This window comes from Streptomyces sp. NPDC058157 (assembly GCF_042884105.1).
Classification (GTDB): domain Bacteria; phylum Actinomycetota; class Actinomycetes; order Streptomycetales; family Streptomycetaceae; genus Streptomyces.
In genome coordinates this window covers 1-14741 of record NZ_JBHVUQ010000044.1, presented here as the reverse complement: position 1 = coordinate 14741, position 14741 = coordinate 1, and the positions used below count along the sequence as shown (strand labels likewise).

General features: G+C 72.7%; 13 protein-coding genes. 5 read left to right on the top strand and 8 right to left on the bottom strand.

Annotated elements, in window-relative coordinates:
• The 4 genes from ACFVXK_RS13970 (at position 1) to ACFVXK_RS13955 (ending at position 6039) form a co-directional block, all read left to right on the top strand.
• Positions 1–945: an ABC transporter permease gene (locus ACFVXK_RS13970; RefSeq protein WP_389611744.1), complete on the top strand. Its 945-nt coding sequence runs from the start codon at positions 1–3 to the stop codon at positions 943–945.
• A complete protein-coding gene (locus ACFVXK_RS13965; RefSeq protein WP_389611743.1) occupies positions 942–1793 on the top strand; it encodes an ABC transporter permease in 852 nt (283 codons plus the stop codon). Before ACFVXK_RS13970 ends, ACFVXK_RS13965 begins: the two co-directional genes overlap by 4 nt.
• Before the next feature lie 77 nt (positions 1794–1870).
• The gene (locus tag ACFVXK_RS13960; protein ID WP_389611775.1) at positions 1871–3703 is read left to right on the top strand and encodes a dipeptide ABC transporter ATP-binding protein; all 1833 of its coding nucleotides are present in this window, start codon (positions 1871–1873) and stop codon (positions 3701–3703) included.
• Positions 3700–6039 carry an arylsulfatase gene (locus ACFVXK_RS13955; RefSeq protein WP_389611742.1) on the top strand — a complete coding sequence of 780 codons (2340 nt, stop codon included), beginning with the start codon at positions 3700–3702 and terminating at the stop codon, positions 6037–6039. Before ACFVXK_RS13960 ends, ACFVXK_RS13955 begins: the two co-directional genes overlap by 4 nt.
• 344 nt (positions 6040–6383) lie before the next feature.
• Here the strand turns inward: ACFVXK_RS13955 and ACFVXK_RS13950 are convergent, their stop codons facing one another.
• Positions 6384–6764: a hypothetical protein gene (locus ACFVXK_RS13950; protein ID WP_389611774.1), complete on the bottom strand. Its 381-nt coding sequence runs from the start codon at positions 6762–6764 to the stop codon at positions 6384–6386.
• Between the two features lie 387 nt (positions 6765–7151).
• On the opposite strand from ACFVXK_RS13950, the gene ACFVXK_RS13945 reads away from it, so the two are divergent.
• Positions 7152–7742, top strand: a complete 591-nt coding sequence (locus ACFVXK_RS13945; protein ID WP_389611741.1) for a hypothetical protein — start codon at positions 7152–7154, stop codon at positions 7740–7742.
• Positions 7743–7837: 95 nt separating this feature from the next.
• Here the strand turns inward: ACFVXK_RS13945 and ACFVXK_RS13940 are convergent, their stop codons facing one another.
• The 7 genes from ACFVXK_RS13940 to ACFVXK_RS13910 all read right to left on the bottom strand — a co-directional run bounded on the left by ACFVXK_RS13940 (position 7838) and on the right by ACFVXK_RS13910 (position 14730).
• The gene (locus ACFVXK_RS13940) at positions 7838–8653 is read right to left on the bottom strand and encodes a DUF5829 family protein (RefSeq protein ID WP_389611740.1); all 816 of its coding nucleotides are present in this window, start codon (positions 8651–8653) and stop codon (positions 7838–7840) included.
• Positions 8654–8985: 332 nt separating this feature from the next.
• Positions 8986–9348: an STAS domain-containing protein gene (locus ACFVXK_RS13935; protein ID WP_389611739.1), complete on the bottom strand. Its 363-nt coding sequence runs from the start codon at positions 9346–9348 to the stop codon at positions 8986–8988.
• A gap of 64 nt (positions 9349–9412) precedes the next feature.
• Entirely contained in the window at positions 9413–9868 is a 456-nt protein-coding gene (locus ACFVXK_RS13930; protein ID WP_389611738.1) for a response regulator, read from the bottom strand.
• On the bottom strand, positions 9865–11538 hold the full coding sequence (locus ACFVXK_RS13925) for an ATP-binding protein (RefSeq protein WP_389611737.1): 1674 nt from the start codon (positions 11536–11538) through the stop codon (positions 9865–9867). The genes ACFVXK_RS13930 and ACFVXK_RS13925 overlap by 4 nt, the downstream gene beginning before the upstream one ends.
• On the bottom strand, positions 11535–12818 hold the full coding sequence (locus ACFVXK_RS13920; protein WP_389611773.1) for a PP2C family protein-serine/threonine phosphatase: 1284 nt from the start codon (positions 12816–12818) through the stop codon (positions 11535–11537). The genes ACFVXK_RS13925 and ACFVXK_RS13920 overlap by 4 nt, the downstream gene beginning before the upstream one ends.
• Positions 12819–12928: 110 nt before the next feature.
• Entirely contained in the window at positions 12929–13474 is a 546-nt protein-coding gene (locus ACFVXK_RS13915) for a MarR family winged helix-turn-helix transcriptional regulator (RefSeq protein ID WP_389611736.1), read from the bottom strand.
• Between the two features lie 41 nt (positions 13475–13515).
• The gene (locus ACFVXK_RS13910) at positions 13516–14730 is read right to left on the bottom strand and encodes a PP2C family protein-serine/threonine phosphatase (protein ID WP_389611772.1); all 1215 of its coding nucleotides are present in this window, start codon (positions 14728–14730) and stop codon (positions 13516–13518) included.
• Between the last annotated feature and the right edge of the window lie 11 nt (positions 14731–14741).

Genomic DNA, 14741 nt, shown 5'->3' with positions numbered 1-14741 from the left:
GTGGGCTCCTACCTGTTGAAGAGGGTTCCTTCCGCGCTGCTCGTCCTGGCGCTCGCCTCGTTCGCCATCTTCGTCATCCTGCGCCTCATCCCCGGCGACCCCGCCACCACCCTGGCGGGACCGGACGCCGGACCCGCTGCCATCGAGGCGATCCGCGGCCGACTCGGCCTGGACCAGCCGCTGCCCGGCCAGTACCTCACCTGGCTCGGCGATCTCGTGCACGGCGACCTCGGCCCCTCGTACGCCATCGGCGGCGAGGTCTCCGAGCTGATCGGTCAGGGGCTGGGGCGGACGGTGGAGCTGACGATCGGCGCGCTGGTGCTGGTGGTCGTGCTCGGCCTGGCCCTCGGGCTGCTGGGGGCGACCGGGCGCGGCCGCGGGGTGCGCGCCGCGGCGCAGGCGGTCACCACCGCCTCGCTGGCCGTGCCGCCGTTCGTGACCGGGATCGTGCTGGTACTGGTGTTCGCGGTGGGCCTTCGCCTGCTGCCCGCCGGCGGATACCGGTCGGTGCGCGATGCCCCCGACATCGGCCTGCAGTACCTGCTGCTGCCGGCGCTGTGTCTCGCCCTGCCGAGCGCCGCCGTCCTCGGCCGCTACCTCAAGGACGGGCTGGCGCGCGCCCTGGCCGAGGACTACGTACGCACCGCCACGGCCGTGGGCGTCAGCCGTCGGCGCATCGTCTGGCGCCACGCACTGCCCAACGCCCTGCCGCCCGTGGTCACCGTACTCGGTATGCAGATCGGACAGTTGCTCAGCGGGGCGGTGCTGGTGGAGGCCGTCTTCGCCTGGCCGGGTCTCGGCATGCTCGCCGAACAGGGTGTGATCCGCCGCGACTACCCCGTGGTCCAGGCACTGCTCCTGCTGCTGGTAGCGGTGTTCGTCGCCGTGCAGCTGATCACCGACCTCGTCTACGCCTGGCTGGACCCCCGGATCAGGTGGGCTTGACCGTGACCATCACGACCACATCCTCCTCGTTCCGCGCCCGCAACCGCTACCTGGCCGGGCTGCTCGGTGTCCGCGGCATCGCCGGACTCACGTTGGTGTCCGCGGTCGCAGTGGCCGGACTGCTGGCTCCGTTGCTCACGTCCGCCGATCCCCTGGCGCAAAGCGGTGACGCACTGGCCGGGCCTTCAACGGGGCATCCGTTCGGAACGGACGACCTCGGGCGCGATCTGTTCAGCAGGGTGCTGCACGGCATCCGTGCCGACCTCGCCATCGGCCTCACGGCCGTGCCCGTCGCCGCAGCGGCGGGTTGCGCCCTCGCCCTGCTCTCCGTCTCCTCGCGGGCCGCCGATGTCGCCGTCCAGCGGTCCTTCGACCTGGTGTTGGCCTTCCCCGGCCTGATCCTCGCCCTGACCATCACCGCCGTCTCGGGGCCGGGACGACTGCCGATCGTGGTCGTCATCGCGCTGGCGGAGGCACCCGCCTTCGGACGGCTGCTGCGGGGCGCCGTCCTCGTACAGCGCGAGCGCGAGTACGCCGTCGCCGCACGGGTGGGCGGGGCGGGGCGGCTGCGCGTCCTGGTCCGCCATGTGCTGCCCAACGCGATCGACCCCGTCGTGGTGCAGATCGCCACCGCCCTGTCGATCGCCGTGTTCATCGAGGGCGCCATGAGCTTCATCGGCGTCGGCATCCGGCCGCCGGAGCCCTCCCTCGGCAGCGTCCTCAGCCAGTCCACGGCCTACCTCGGCACCCATCCCACCTTCGCGGTGGCACCGCTGATCGCGGTGACCGCACTCGTCGTCGGCTTCACTCTCATAGCGGAAGCCCTGAACCGGGGGATCCGGCAGTGAGCCCAGCCACGACCCACCTCGCCACCGGCACCGGCACCGGCACCGGCACCGGCACCACCGCCGGACGCGCCGCTCCCCTGCTCGACGTACGCCGCCTGCACGTCACCTTCCCCCTCGGTGCCGGGACCGTGCGGGCCGTCCGGGGCATCGACTTCGCCCTCGCCCCCGGCGAGACGCTGGGTGTCGTAGGCGAGTCCGGCTCGGGCAAGTCGACCCTGGCCCTCGCACTCACGCACATGCTGCCGGGCGGTGGCCGCGTCACCGGCGGCTCCGTACTGCTCGACGGCGAAGACCTGACCGCAGCCCGGGAAGAGGCGCTGCGCCGCGTACGGGGAAGCCGGATCGGAATGATCTTCCAGGACCCGATGGCCTCCCTCAACCCGGTGCTCTCCATCGGACAGCACCTGGACGAGGCGATGCGGGCCCACGGGCGCGGCGACCGGCGTGCGCGTCGGGGCCGCGCGCTCGAACTCCTCGGTCTGGTCGGCATTCCCGCCCCCGAACGGCGGATCGACGACCACCCCCACCAGTTCTCCGGCGGCATGCGCCAGCGCGTGATGATCGCCCTCGCGCTGGCCAACGAACCGGACGGGCTGATCGCCGACGAACCGACCACGGCGCTCGACGCCACCGTCCAGGACCAGATCCTGCAGCTGCTCGAACGGCTGAACCGGGAGACCGGCACCGCTCTCGTCCTCGTCACCCACGACATCGGAGCCGTCGCACGCGTCTGCCGGCGGGTGATGGTGATGTACGGAGGAAAGGCCGTCGAGGAAGGACCCACCGAGCACGTACTCGCCCGCCCCCGACATCCTTACACCGCAGGCCTGCTGGCGGCCGTGCCACGCCTGGAGTCCCCTTCGGGCACCCGCCTGCTCGGCATTCCCGGCAGCCCGCCCGACCCCGCCGCCCCCGACGGGGGGTGCGGCTTCGCACCCCGGTGCCCGCTGGCCGAGGACCGCTGCCATGAGCAGGAGCCCCCGCTGACGGGAACCGCGGCCGGCGCGCGTTCCGCGTGCTGGGTCACCGGCCCGAAGGACGTCACCGCCGACGGGGAAGCCGCCGAGGACCGCGGGGCACGGCCGGCCGTGGAGCCGTCCGCCGCGCCGCTGCTGGAGGTCACCGCGCTGCGCAAGACCTTCCCCGGCCGGGGCCGGGCCGGACGCCGCGATCCGGTGGTCGCCCTGGACGGAGTCGACCTCGTCCTGCACGCCGGTGAGACGCTGGGGATCGTGGGCGAGTCGGGATCGGGCAAGTCCACGCTCGCGCGCACCCTCGTCCGGGTGTACGAACCGACCTCGGGGGACATCCGGTTCCGGGGGCGGAACCTGTCCGCTGCGTCGCCGGAGACGACCAAGGCACTGCGCCGTGAGGTCCAGATGGTCTTCCAGGACCCCTTCTCCTCACTCAACCCCCGGATGACCGTGCGGCAGATCATCGCCGAGCCGCTGATCGCGCACGGCCTCGGCGACCGCGCGCAACGGGCGGAGCGGGTGGCCGCTCTGCTACGGCAGGTCGGCCTCGATCCGGACGTCGCCGGGCGCCATCCGCACGCGTTCTCCGGCGGTCAGCGCCAGCGCATCGGCATCGCCCGCGCGCTGGCCCCCGAGCCGTCGGTCCTCATCTGTGACGAGCCCGTCTCCGCCCTCGACGTCTCGGTCCAGGCCCAGGTCGTCAATCTCCTGACCGACCTGCAACGCGACCTCGGACTCGCCCTGTTGTTCATCGCCCACGATCTCGCGGTGGTTCGGCAGATCAGTCATCGCATCGCCGTGATGCACCGCGGGCAGATCGTCGAGACCGGCGCGGCCGACGAGGTCTGCACACGTCCCGCCCACCCCTACACCCGCACCCTGCTCGGGGCCGTTCCCCGGACCGCCCCGCCCTCACCCAAGGAGCTCCGCCCATGACCAGCCCGCATGCCCCCGGCACCGCGAACCGCCGCGATCCCTACGACGGTTTCACCGGAAGAGTGGGCCGTACCTTCGCCGAGTCCGAGCCCTCCTGGCAGCCGCCGCGGCGGCCTGGAGGGCGCGCCCCGAACATCGTCGTGGTCCTCGTGGACGACATGGGCTACAGCGACATCGGCCCGTTCGGCTCCGAGGTCCCCACCCCCGTACTCGACGGCCTGGCCGAGGGCGGTCTGCGGCTGGCCAATTACCACACCATGCCCCTGTGCTCCCCCGCCCGCGCCGCCCTGCTCACGGGGCTCAACCCGCACCGGGTCGGGTACTCGACCGTCGCCAACTTCGACCCCGGTTTCCCCGGCTACGGCATGGAGGTCGGCGAAGACGTCCCCACCCTGGCGGAGGTCCTGCACGACGCGGGCTACGCCACGTACGCCGTGGGCAAGTGGCACCTGACCCGCGACTCGGCGTCCAACGCCGCCGACGACCGGCGCAACTGGCCGCTGCAGAAGGGCTTCGACCGGTACTACGGCGTACTGGAGGGCCTGACCAGCCTGTTCCACCCGCACCAGCTGGTCCGCGACAACAGCCCGCTCGACATCGACGAACTGCCCGACGGCTACTACTACACGGACGACATCACCGACGAGGCCATCTCCATGGTGAAGTCACTGCGCGCGCACGACCCCGACAAGCCGTTCTTCCTGTACGTGGCGCACAACGCCGTGCACGGCCCCCTCCAGGCCAAGTCCGCCGACATCGAACGCCAGCGCGGCCGCTACGACGGCGGCTGGGACACCCTGCGCGACACCCGCTTCGCCCGCCAGATCGCCGACGGCCTCTTTCCCGAGGGGACCGCCCTGCCCGACCGCAACTCCGAGACGGGCCACGACGTAGGCCCCTGGGACGAGCTGACCCCCGAACAACAGCGCCGCTACGCCCGCTACATGGAGGTCTACGCGGCCATGGTCGACAACATCGACCAGAACCTCGGCCGGCTCACCGACACCCTGCGCGCACTCGGCGAACTCGACAACACCGTCATCGTCTTCACCTCGGACAACGGCGGCACCGGCGAGGGCGGCGCCGAGGGCACGCGCAGCTACTTCAGCCGCTTCGTCCACCAGCCCGTCCCGGACGACTGGAACGAGGACGTGGACCGGGACACCCACCTCATCGGAGGCCCGCAGAGCCTGGTGCACTACCCGCGCGGCTGGGGCATGGCCTCCAACACCCCCTTCCGGCTCTACAAGGGCCAGACCTACGCCGGCGGCGTGCGCGTACCGTTCGTCATCTCCTGGCCCGAAGGACTCCGGCGGGCCACGGACGATCCCGGGATCCGGCAGCAGTACCAGTACGTCACCGACATCACCCCCACCCTCCTGGAACTCGCGGGCGTACCGCGCCCGGAGCGGTGGCGCTCTCGGCCCGCCCAGGAACTCGACGGCGTCAGCTTTGCCCCCGTCCTCCACGACGGGGGGACGCCCAGCGCCCACACCGAGCAGTACTGCGAGATGTCGGGAAACCGCAGCTACTACCGCGACGGCTGGAAGCTGGTCACGCTCCACCGTCCCGGCACACCGTACGACGACGGTGAATGGGCCCTGTACGACCTGCGCACCGACCCGACCGAAACCATCGACATCGCCCAGGACCACCCGGGGGTGGTGAAGGAACTGGCCGCGGCCTGGGAGGCGGCGGCCTGGCGCAACGGCGTCTTCCCCCTCGCCGACGGCAGCGGCGCGCTGGCCCGCCGCAACCCCGCCGAGGAGCGGTTGCACCGCCCCCTCACCTTGCTGGCGGGCACACCCGAGCTGGAGCGGTACCGCTCCTCCCGGCTCATCTCCTTCCGTTCCTTCGACGTCACCGTCGATCTCGACGAGCACGCCGCCACCGACCAGGGCGTGCTGGTCTCGCACGGCGACCAGGGCGGCGGCTACAGCCTGTACGTGGAAGACGGGCGGCTGCGGTTCGCCTACAACGAGTACGGCGAGCTGCACGAGACCGATGCCGGCCCGCTGCCGGCGGGCCGACGGAGGGTCACGCTCTCGGCCACCGCGGTGGAGGGCCTGCGCTGGGAGTTCCGCATCCTGATCGACGGTGTGGAGACCGGCCGGTCGGACAGCGTCCACCAGCTCATCGGCATGGCGCCGCTGCAAGGCATCAGCGTGGGCGTGGACCGCAAGTCCCCGGTCTCCTGGCCGGTCTACGAACGCCACGGCAGCTTCCACTACACCGGCCGCCTGCGCTCGGTGACCTACGACCCCGGCGCGCAGGCGCCCTACGACCCGGCGGTCGTGGCCCGCGCGCTGAAGGAGGCGGCCGCCGCCTTCGAATGACGGGGAACGCGCACGGGGCCGGGGCCTCGTCCCCCGGGAGGCCGCCTGCGCGAGGCGCTGCCGGCCGGCTGACCGGGATCATGCGCGGCTGGGCCGTGCCCACTCCGGGAGCAGGCGTCCGCCTCACAGCGCGGCGGACGCCCCTCCTCGTTCCGGCCCCGAAGTCCAGTTCCTGGAACGGAGATTGCCCTCTCGAAGTAACTCCGCTCGGCGCTGATGGGGCTCCCTGGATTTCCCCACCCGGTCGGCGCGGACGCCGGGCCGCGGCGGGAGTACGACGGGTAGGGGCGCCTGGTCAGCGATGTGACCCACCACAGCGGCGACGTCACGAGCGTCCGCTACGCCTACGACGTGCCCTGGCCCGCCACCGCAGCCCCGGCGGGTGCGAACGCGGCGGCGCGCCGGCCACTCGTCCCGCCGGCGGCGGAGCCCGGTTGTTCGATGACGGTGCCGACCGTGCCGGTGCCGACAGCCCGCGTGTCGTCACGTGTCTCGAATCCGGTGCGGGTCTCCCTCGCGACCGGCTTGATCAGGTTGACCGTCACAGTGGCGGTCCCGCCCGGACCGAGCGAGTCCGTGCGCACCGGCAGCGTCACCGCTCCGATGACCGTGGCCGCCCGGAAGCGGAGGCAGGGGCGGTAGCCCGAGGAGACGGCGCGGGAGCGACCTCCCGCGGCCTGGCTCAGCAGACCGATCGTGGCTGTGAACGTGGCGTACGCCTCCAGCGACCCGGGCGTGGTGAGGACCCGGCAAGGGCCTCAGCTGCCAGGCTGGTGCGGCGCCGCTGGCCTCACCATCACGAAAGAACGGCCAGACTCCGTCCCGGGTACCCCGTTTCCCGGAGCACCCGAAGCACCCGGAGCACCCGTGGATGACACGCGACGCATGCACGTCGTCTACCGCCGCCGGCCATCCCTCTCCCCGGCCGGTCCGCGGCACACGATGCCGAGGACCCACCCGAGGGCGGCGGGGAGTCGGTCCTCCGCGGCCTGCGCACCGCGGCGACCCACTTGGTCAGCACGGGGGCGCCTGACAGCAACCCCTACTGGCGCGGGTCTCTCGCGATGTCGCTAGTGTGGTCGGTGGCGCGGCACCATCACGGAAGTAGCGGTATGTCCACTGCCCTGCCCTCTGAAGTCAGCTCCACCGGCGTCGCGTCCCCTGGCGTGGCATCCGTCGGTACGTTGTCCACGGCGCAGCACGCCGCCGTCGCGGCAGTCCTCGTGCTCGTCCTCGGCGGGGTCGGGTTGGCCCTGCGGCGGCCGCTTCTTCGGCGAACCGGCTCCTCCCCGGCCGCGGTGCTCGGCCTGCTGCTCACGGCCGCGGTGCTGGTGGGGATCACCCTGCCGGACCAGGTGGTTGCAGGGGTGGGCGCGCGGCTGGCCGCTTGCCTGGCCGGCGCGTCGGTGCGGACTCTGGGCGGCGGATGGGCCCACCACGCCGCCAACGTCGTGCTCTGGTCTGTGCTCGGGGTGTTCGGCACGCTGGCCGACCGCCGCCCGGGGCGGGTAGTGGCGGCCGTGTGCGTGGTGTGGGCGGCCGTCGAGCTGGCGCAGACCCTGGATCCGGTGCGCTCCTGCCAGTACGTGGACTGGGCGGAGAACACCCTGGGCGCGGCCCTCGGCGCGCTCGCGGCGTGGCCGGTGGCGCGACGCCGAGCCATTGCCGGCGGTCCTGAGTCGAGCCCGGAAGAAGTGCGCTGAGGCGTCGAGGGTGTCGAGGGGCCGGCTGAGCCGTTCGGAGTCGTCTGCGCTGGTTCCGGCCTCGGGTTCGCTGAGGGCTCTGGAGGCGGTCGCCCTCAGGAGCGGGGTCTCATCGGCGTAGCCGTGCGAGGTGAGGAGCTCGGCGATGTCCATCGCCAGGTGCCCGATACCGGATTCGCGTGCGAGGCGGGTCCGCTCGCCGGTCCCGGGTTCGGGCCCGGAGTCGGGCCCTGGGCCAGGAACATCTCGTGGTCGTCGAACAAGGGGAAGTCCAGCAGGACGTAACGCCGGGCCGTTGTCTCCGGCCTTTCGGCCCCGGGCGGGCACCGGTCGGACCATGAGCGTCCGGGCGACGCGGGAGTCCGCTCGGGGCGGCCGTCACCGCTACCCCGCGGACCCGAAGGTCCACACGGCGCGGTCGCCCGGGCCGACGACGAGGTCGAGCGGCCGATGCGCTCCTCGTGGCGGTACGACACCCGTGGGTTGAGGGACATCTCGACCTGGCGCAGCCCGGCCTGCTCACGTACCACGGGGTCCAGGCGGATCGTGGTGCCGGCGCCGTTCGCCGAGGCGCTGCCGTTGGGGAGTTCGCGCACCGTGAAGCCACCCGCGCGGAGCAGCGGCAGTGTGGCGGCCAGGTCGCGGGCGGTGACCCCCAGGCGGATCGAGGTCACGTTCCGCATCAGGTGGTCGCGGTAGCCGTCGGACAGGTACCGCTCGCGGCCGACGTCACCGGGGTACGCGGCCGGCTCGGTGTTGCCGCGCGGGTCGGCGAAGCACTCGGGGAGGTATTCCGTGCCCCAGGCGCCGAAGCCGTCGTACTGGCCGGTGGTGAAGACGGCGTCGAACCACGGCACCGGTACCCCGTCGCCGAAGTCCCGGGTCTGGCGGAAGGTGGTCGGGGTCGGCACTCCCCGTCGGCGGTCTCCCGGTCGAGCACCTCGTAGGCGTGGTTGGAGTACGGCAGTTGACGATCCGTCGGCGGAGGTCCTTCCTCCAGTGCCGACGCGATCCCGCCGGTGCCGCCGGTGCCGTCGGCCCACCCGACCAGTGCTACGGCGAGGGCCATGAATACGTGCAAGAGACGTCAAAGTCGCATGCGGGCGATCGCAGGCGGGCACGGGCCGCGTCCACTTCCCCTTCTTCCCGCGTACGGGGCAGGACGCGGCCTCCGTCTGAGTGGCCATCAGGTCCCCGGGCGCAGGCCGGGGCGGGTGTCTTTCGATCACGGGCGCGGCGCGGTTCAGCCCCGCCTCGGAGGCACCGGAACGACCGTGCCCTCGGCCACACTGGGCGCGGTGGTGAAGGCCGGTCCGGCGCCGGTGATCTCCAGGAGGCGGGCCAGGCGGCGCGGTACGGTGCCCGCCAGGACCACGGGGTGGTCCAGGGCCGCGTGCAACATGATGCTGAGCGCCGTCGAGTCGATGAAGGTCACCTCGGCGACGTCCAGGACGAAACGGGTGACACCGGGTACCGCGGGATCCATCGCGGTCCGCAGGGGGGCGACGTTGTCCATGTCGAACTCCCCCGCCATCACGACGATGCGCACGTTCCCCTCGGAACGGGTCTCGACACGACCGCGAGCCTCGGCGTTGTGCGTGTCCATGCTGTTCACCTCCGGTTTCCTCGTGTTTCCGCCGTCTCCGTCAGCGGCCCGGCCGCCCGCCTCGTCACGTGCGGGGGAGCTTGACCACGGTGACGAAGAAGTCGTCGATCTGCTGGATCGCCCGGATGAACTGGTCCAGGTCCACCGGCTTCGTCACGTACGCGTTGGCGTGCAGCTTGTAGCTGCGCAGGATGTCCTCCTCGGCCGCCGACGTGGTGAGCACGACCACGGGGATGTGCTTCAGCTCCGGATCGGTCTTGATCCGTTCGAGGACCTGCCGTCCGTCGTACTTGGGCAGGTTGAGGTCGAGCAGGATCAGGTCGGGGCGCGGGGCGTCCGCGTGATCGCCCCGGCGGTACAGGAAGTCCAGGGCTTCCAGGCCGTCCCGCACGACGTGCAGCACGTTTCCGATCTTGTTGTCCTCGAAGGCCTCCCGCGTCATGAGCTCGTCGCCCGCGTCGTCCTCGACCAGCAGGACTTCGGCGGGGGTGGCCTGAGGCCGGTCGGGGGGAGTGCTCATCGGGGGGTTCCTCCGGTGGATACGGGCGCGGGTGACGCGGTGTCGGCGGCGGGCTCCGCGGGCGCGGGCGTGCCCGGGGCGGCGTCCGCGGCGACGGGGAGGGTGAAGACGATCCGGGTGCCTTCGTGGTGGCCGGTGTCGATCCGGATGCGTCCGCCCGCGTGCTCGACGATCTTCTTGCAGAGCGCGAGGCCGATCCCGGTGCCGCCGTAGGTCTCCCGGCCGTGCAGGCGCTGGAAGATGACGAAGACCTTCTCGGCGAACTCGGCCGGTACTCCGATGCCGTTGTCGGTGACGGTGAAGGTGTGCAGACCCGGCTCCGCGGCGGGGCCGTCGGCCACGGTCACCTCCACGCGCGGAGCCCGTTCGGGCGAGCGGAACTTGACGGCGTTGCCCACCAGGTTCTGCCACAGCATCGTCAGCAGTGTCGGGTCGCCCACCACCTCCGGGAGCCTCTCGGGCCGGGTGATCTCCGCGCCGCTCTCCTCCACGGCGGCGGCCAGGTTGCGCAGTGCGCGGTCCAGGGCGGCGTCCATCGCGACCGTCTCGCGCGCGTCCTGGACCCGGCCCACTCGGGAGAAGGTCAGCAGGTCGTTGATGAGGACCTGCATCCGCTTGGCCCCGTCGACGGCGAAGGCGATGTACTGCGCCGCCCGCTCGTCGAGCTGGTCCCCGTACCGCTTCTCCAGCAACTGGCAGAACGAGGCCACCTTGCGCAGCGGCTCCTGGAGGTCGTGCGAAGCCACGTAGGCGAACTGCTCCAGCTCCGCGTTGGAGCGGCGCAGCTCCACCGCCTGCGCGTCGAGTTCGGCGGCCGTCCGGTCGAGCCGCTCGGCGTTGCGCAGCGAGGTGTTCAGCTCGGCCACGGTCCGGTGCCGCATGGCCTCCACCGCCCCGGCCAGGGCCTTGAGGTCGGAGGGTCCGCACCGGGGGATCTCCTCCTCGAAGGCGCCCTCCGCGACGCGCTGGGAGGCGGTCCGTACCCGGGCGAGCGGCCTCAGTACGCCCACGTGGAGCAGTACGGCGAGGGCCGAGGCGGCGAGCAGGAAGGCCACGACGATCGCCAGCAGGACGTGGTCGCGCTGCGCGCGTGCCGTGCCGAAGGTGGTGCGGGCGTCGTTCTGGAGGCGGTCCAGGCGTGCCTGCTGCGCCGCGACCCGGCGGCGGACCTCGTCGAAGCGGTCCTTGCCGGCCTGGGCGGAGGGCGGGGTGGTGCCGTTCCGCGCGGAGGCGATGGCTGGGTTCGCGAACTCGTCCCGCCAGGTGAGGGCGGCCTCCTCGACGGCGGCCAGGTCCTGGCGTACGCCGTCGTCGCCGTCGAGGAGCGTCGCCAGGCGGCGGGCGGCCTCGCTCTCGTTGCTCCGGCCGCGTTCGTACGGTTCCAGGAGGACGGGATCGTGGGCCAGGAGGTAGCCGCGGACCCCGGTCTCCTGGTCCAGCAGGGCCGTCTCCAGGCGCAGGGCGTCCCGCTGGGCGGGCAGGATCTCGTCGACGAGCCGGTTCCCGGCCGTGGTGGTGCGGGACAGCAGGGCGGCTCCGAGCGCTCCCGTGCCGACGAACATCAGGGCCAGGACGACCAGAACGGTGGTGAGCCAGGCCTGGAGGCTCGGTCCCTGGCGGTCCGTGCCGCGTCGGGGGCGTGTAGGGGCGGGCCGGGTGCGGGAGGTCACGAGGACGGGTTCCATTCGAGGTGGAGGACGGCGACGTCGTCGGCGAGGCCGCCCCAGTCCGCGGCCAGGCCCTGCGCCGTCTCGATGAGGGTGTCGACGAAGGGCTCCGCCGGCAGGTCGGCGTGCTTGCGGGCGATCTCCAGGAGGCCTTCCTCGTCGAGGCGGTCGGAGCCGGGGCCGACGCGCCCTTCGATCAGGCCGTCCGTGAAGAGCATCACGGCGCCGCCGTCCTCCACCGCGACCTCGCTGACCGGCCAGCCGGCGCCCCAGCCCGGCAGGACGCCGAGCGCGGGTCCTCCCGCGACGGTGAGGAGCTCGACGCCGCCGGCGGAGCGGACCAGGAGGCCGGGGTGCCCGGCGCGCTGGACGGACACGGCGCGGGTGCCTGGCGGACGGGTGAGGCAGACGAGGGTGGCGAAGATCTCCGGGCCCGAGCGTTCGGCCACCAGGATGCGCTCCAGAAGTGCGAGCAGCTCCGCCCCGCGGGCTCCGGCCAGGACGAAGGAGCGCCAGGCCACGCGGAGGCAGACACCGAGTGCCGCCTCGCTGGGGCCGTGGCCCGATACGTCGCCGACCACGGCGTGTGTGGCTCCGTCGGGGGTCTGGACGACGTCGTAGAAGTCTCCGCCGAGCAGTGCCTGGGCTCGTCCGGGGTGGTAGCGGGCGCAGACGGTGACGGTGTCGGCCGCGTCGTCGAGCAGCAGCGGTGTGGGGAGCAGGCCGCGTTCGAGGCGGGCGTTCTCCTCGGCGCGCAGTCTGCCCGCCTGGAGGGCGGCGGCGGCCAGCTCGGTGCGCTTGCGCTGGATCGCGTAGCGGACGGCCCTCATGAAGACGTCGGCTTCGAGGCGCCCCTTGACCAGGTAGTCCTGGGCTCCGGCCGCGACGGCCGTCAGTCCCGCCCGCTCCTCCGACAGGCCCGTCAGGACGACGACCGCGGTCTCGGTGGTCCGGGCGAGGACCTTCTTGAGTCCGTCCAGGCCCTGGGCGTCGGGCAGGTGCAGGTCCAGCAGGACGCAGTCGGGGGTCCTGGTCCCCAGCAGGTGGAGGGCGTCGGCGAGGGAGCGGGCCCGGGCGAGACGGACCTCGGTTCCGCTGTCCTCCACGAGTTCCTCCACGAGCACGGCGTCACCCTCGTCGTCCTCGATGAGAAGAAGCTGGGGGGGAACACCGTTCCACAGTGCCAGCGAGTCGTCCGGCTCCACCGAGGGGCTCTGCCGGGGCCGGATCACCGGCTGTTGCGTGGCGGGGGCGGCCGGGCGCCGGGCCCCGAGCCCGGACATGCTCACCATGGCGTCGGGTCTGTCCCTTCTCATTTCGGACGGCGGACGCCCGGCGGACGCGTGGTTGCGTCGGACAAGCCTAGGGTGATCATTTGCCGTTGGGCAATATTTTACGGACTCAATGATTCTGTTTGCCCCGGGCCTGGCCGAAAACCGCCTCCCTCGCCCGCGGGCGGCCCCTCGGTTGAGGGAGGGTCCGCGGCCGGGGGAAGGTCCGCGGCCGCCTCCCGGAACGCCGTCAGCCCGGCCACCAGCGCCTCCACCGCCTCGGGGGCCATCCGCCCGAGCACCGCCGACAGCTCCCGCAGCCGGACCAGCCGCCGCTCGTCCAGGAGCGTCCGCCCCCTGGGTGTGAGCCGTACCTCCACCTCGCGCCGGCGCAGCGGGTGGGGCGCGCGAGTGAGCAGCCCCATGGCTTCCAGCCGGTCACAGAGCCGGGTGACCGACGGCGGACGGGAGCCGAGCACATCGCCGAGAGCCCGCAGGTTGATGCCCTCGGCGCCTTCGACGGCGAGCAGCGCCCGCAACTGCGACGGCGACACGGCCGGTGTCACCCCGTCCTGTCCCCGGGCGTGGAGCACCGCCAGCAGGTCCGCCGCGGCGGCGAGGACCGCGGCCGGGTCCTCGTGCGCGCCGGAGCGGCGGGGGCGGGCCATGCCACCACTGTCCCACCGGCGGACCCGGTCTGCCCCCAGCCCTACCGTTCCCGGCCGTCGGAGGCGGGACCGGGTCTGCCGTGCCAGTCGAGGCAGACGACCATCGCGTCGTCGGCGGCGTCCACGCCGCCCCGGTGGCCCGGCAGTTCGTCCAGGAGCGCCTTGGGCACCTGCGAGGGCGGCAGCAGCCGCGTGTTCAGGACCGCCCTGGTCAGGGCGCGCGTGCCATACGGTTCTCCCGCAGGGGAGAGCACGTCGTAGACGCCGTCGCTCAGGAGGAGCAGCCGGTCCCCCGGCAGGACCCTGAAGCGCTGACAGGTGTAGACGGTGTCCTCGAACATGCCGAGCGGCAGCTGAGCCTCCAGCGCGACCGGCTCCACGGTAGCGCCGCGCAGCCGCCAGAGCCGGGGCGACCCGGCGTCGACGGCCTCGACCTCGCCGGTGTCCAGGGCGAAGCGGAGCAGCAGCGTCGGCAGGTGCTGCCGCCCCTGGTAGTGGCCGTAGAGGGCCTGGTCCGCCAGGGCCGCCTGATCGGCGAGGCCGAGGCCGGCCCGCCGGGCGTTGCGCAGGGCACTCACGGCGAGACTGGTCAGCAGCGCCGCCTCGACGCCCTCGCCCATGCCGTTGTTGACGGTCAGCGTCAGGTGGTCGGCCGAAGCCGACCAGTCGAAGCTGTCGCCGAAGATCGCGTACGCGGGCTGCAACTGGGCCCCGAGGTCGTACTCGGGCCGGGAACAGGAGCGCCCCGGCAGCAGTTGCCACTGCATCTCGGCCGCCAGGGTGAGTCTGCGGGTCCGGCGCGCCTGGAGGAAGAAGTCGGTGTCGCGGTCGGCGACGAGGATCTCGTGAGCCAGCGCGTCGGCCACGTCCCGCAGCGGTCCGAGGAGTCCGCCGACCGGGACGCCGGCCGGAAACAGGACGCTCAGGACCCCAAGCCGGTCGCCGCGCACGGTCACCGGCAGGTGTACGGCGGTCCCGCGCTCCCCGGGCACGACGTACGGCTCCTGGGCGCCGAAGGCACGGCCCTCGGCACCGTTGTGCGCCGACACGGAGTCCGCGGTGTAGGGCGCGGCCGTGACGGGCTGGAGCCGTGCCGCGGCGTAGTCGGCCATCAGCAGCTCGGCACCGACCGCTCCGTGGTCGCGGGCCAGGACGGCCCGGACCTCCTCGAACACCTCGTGCGGGGCGGCGGCGCGCAGTGCGCGCTCGACGCCGCCTCCGCCCCCGGCACCCGCGCCGCCCACGACTTCTGCCACCGGCCCCGTTC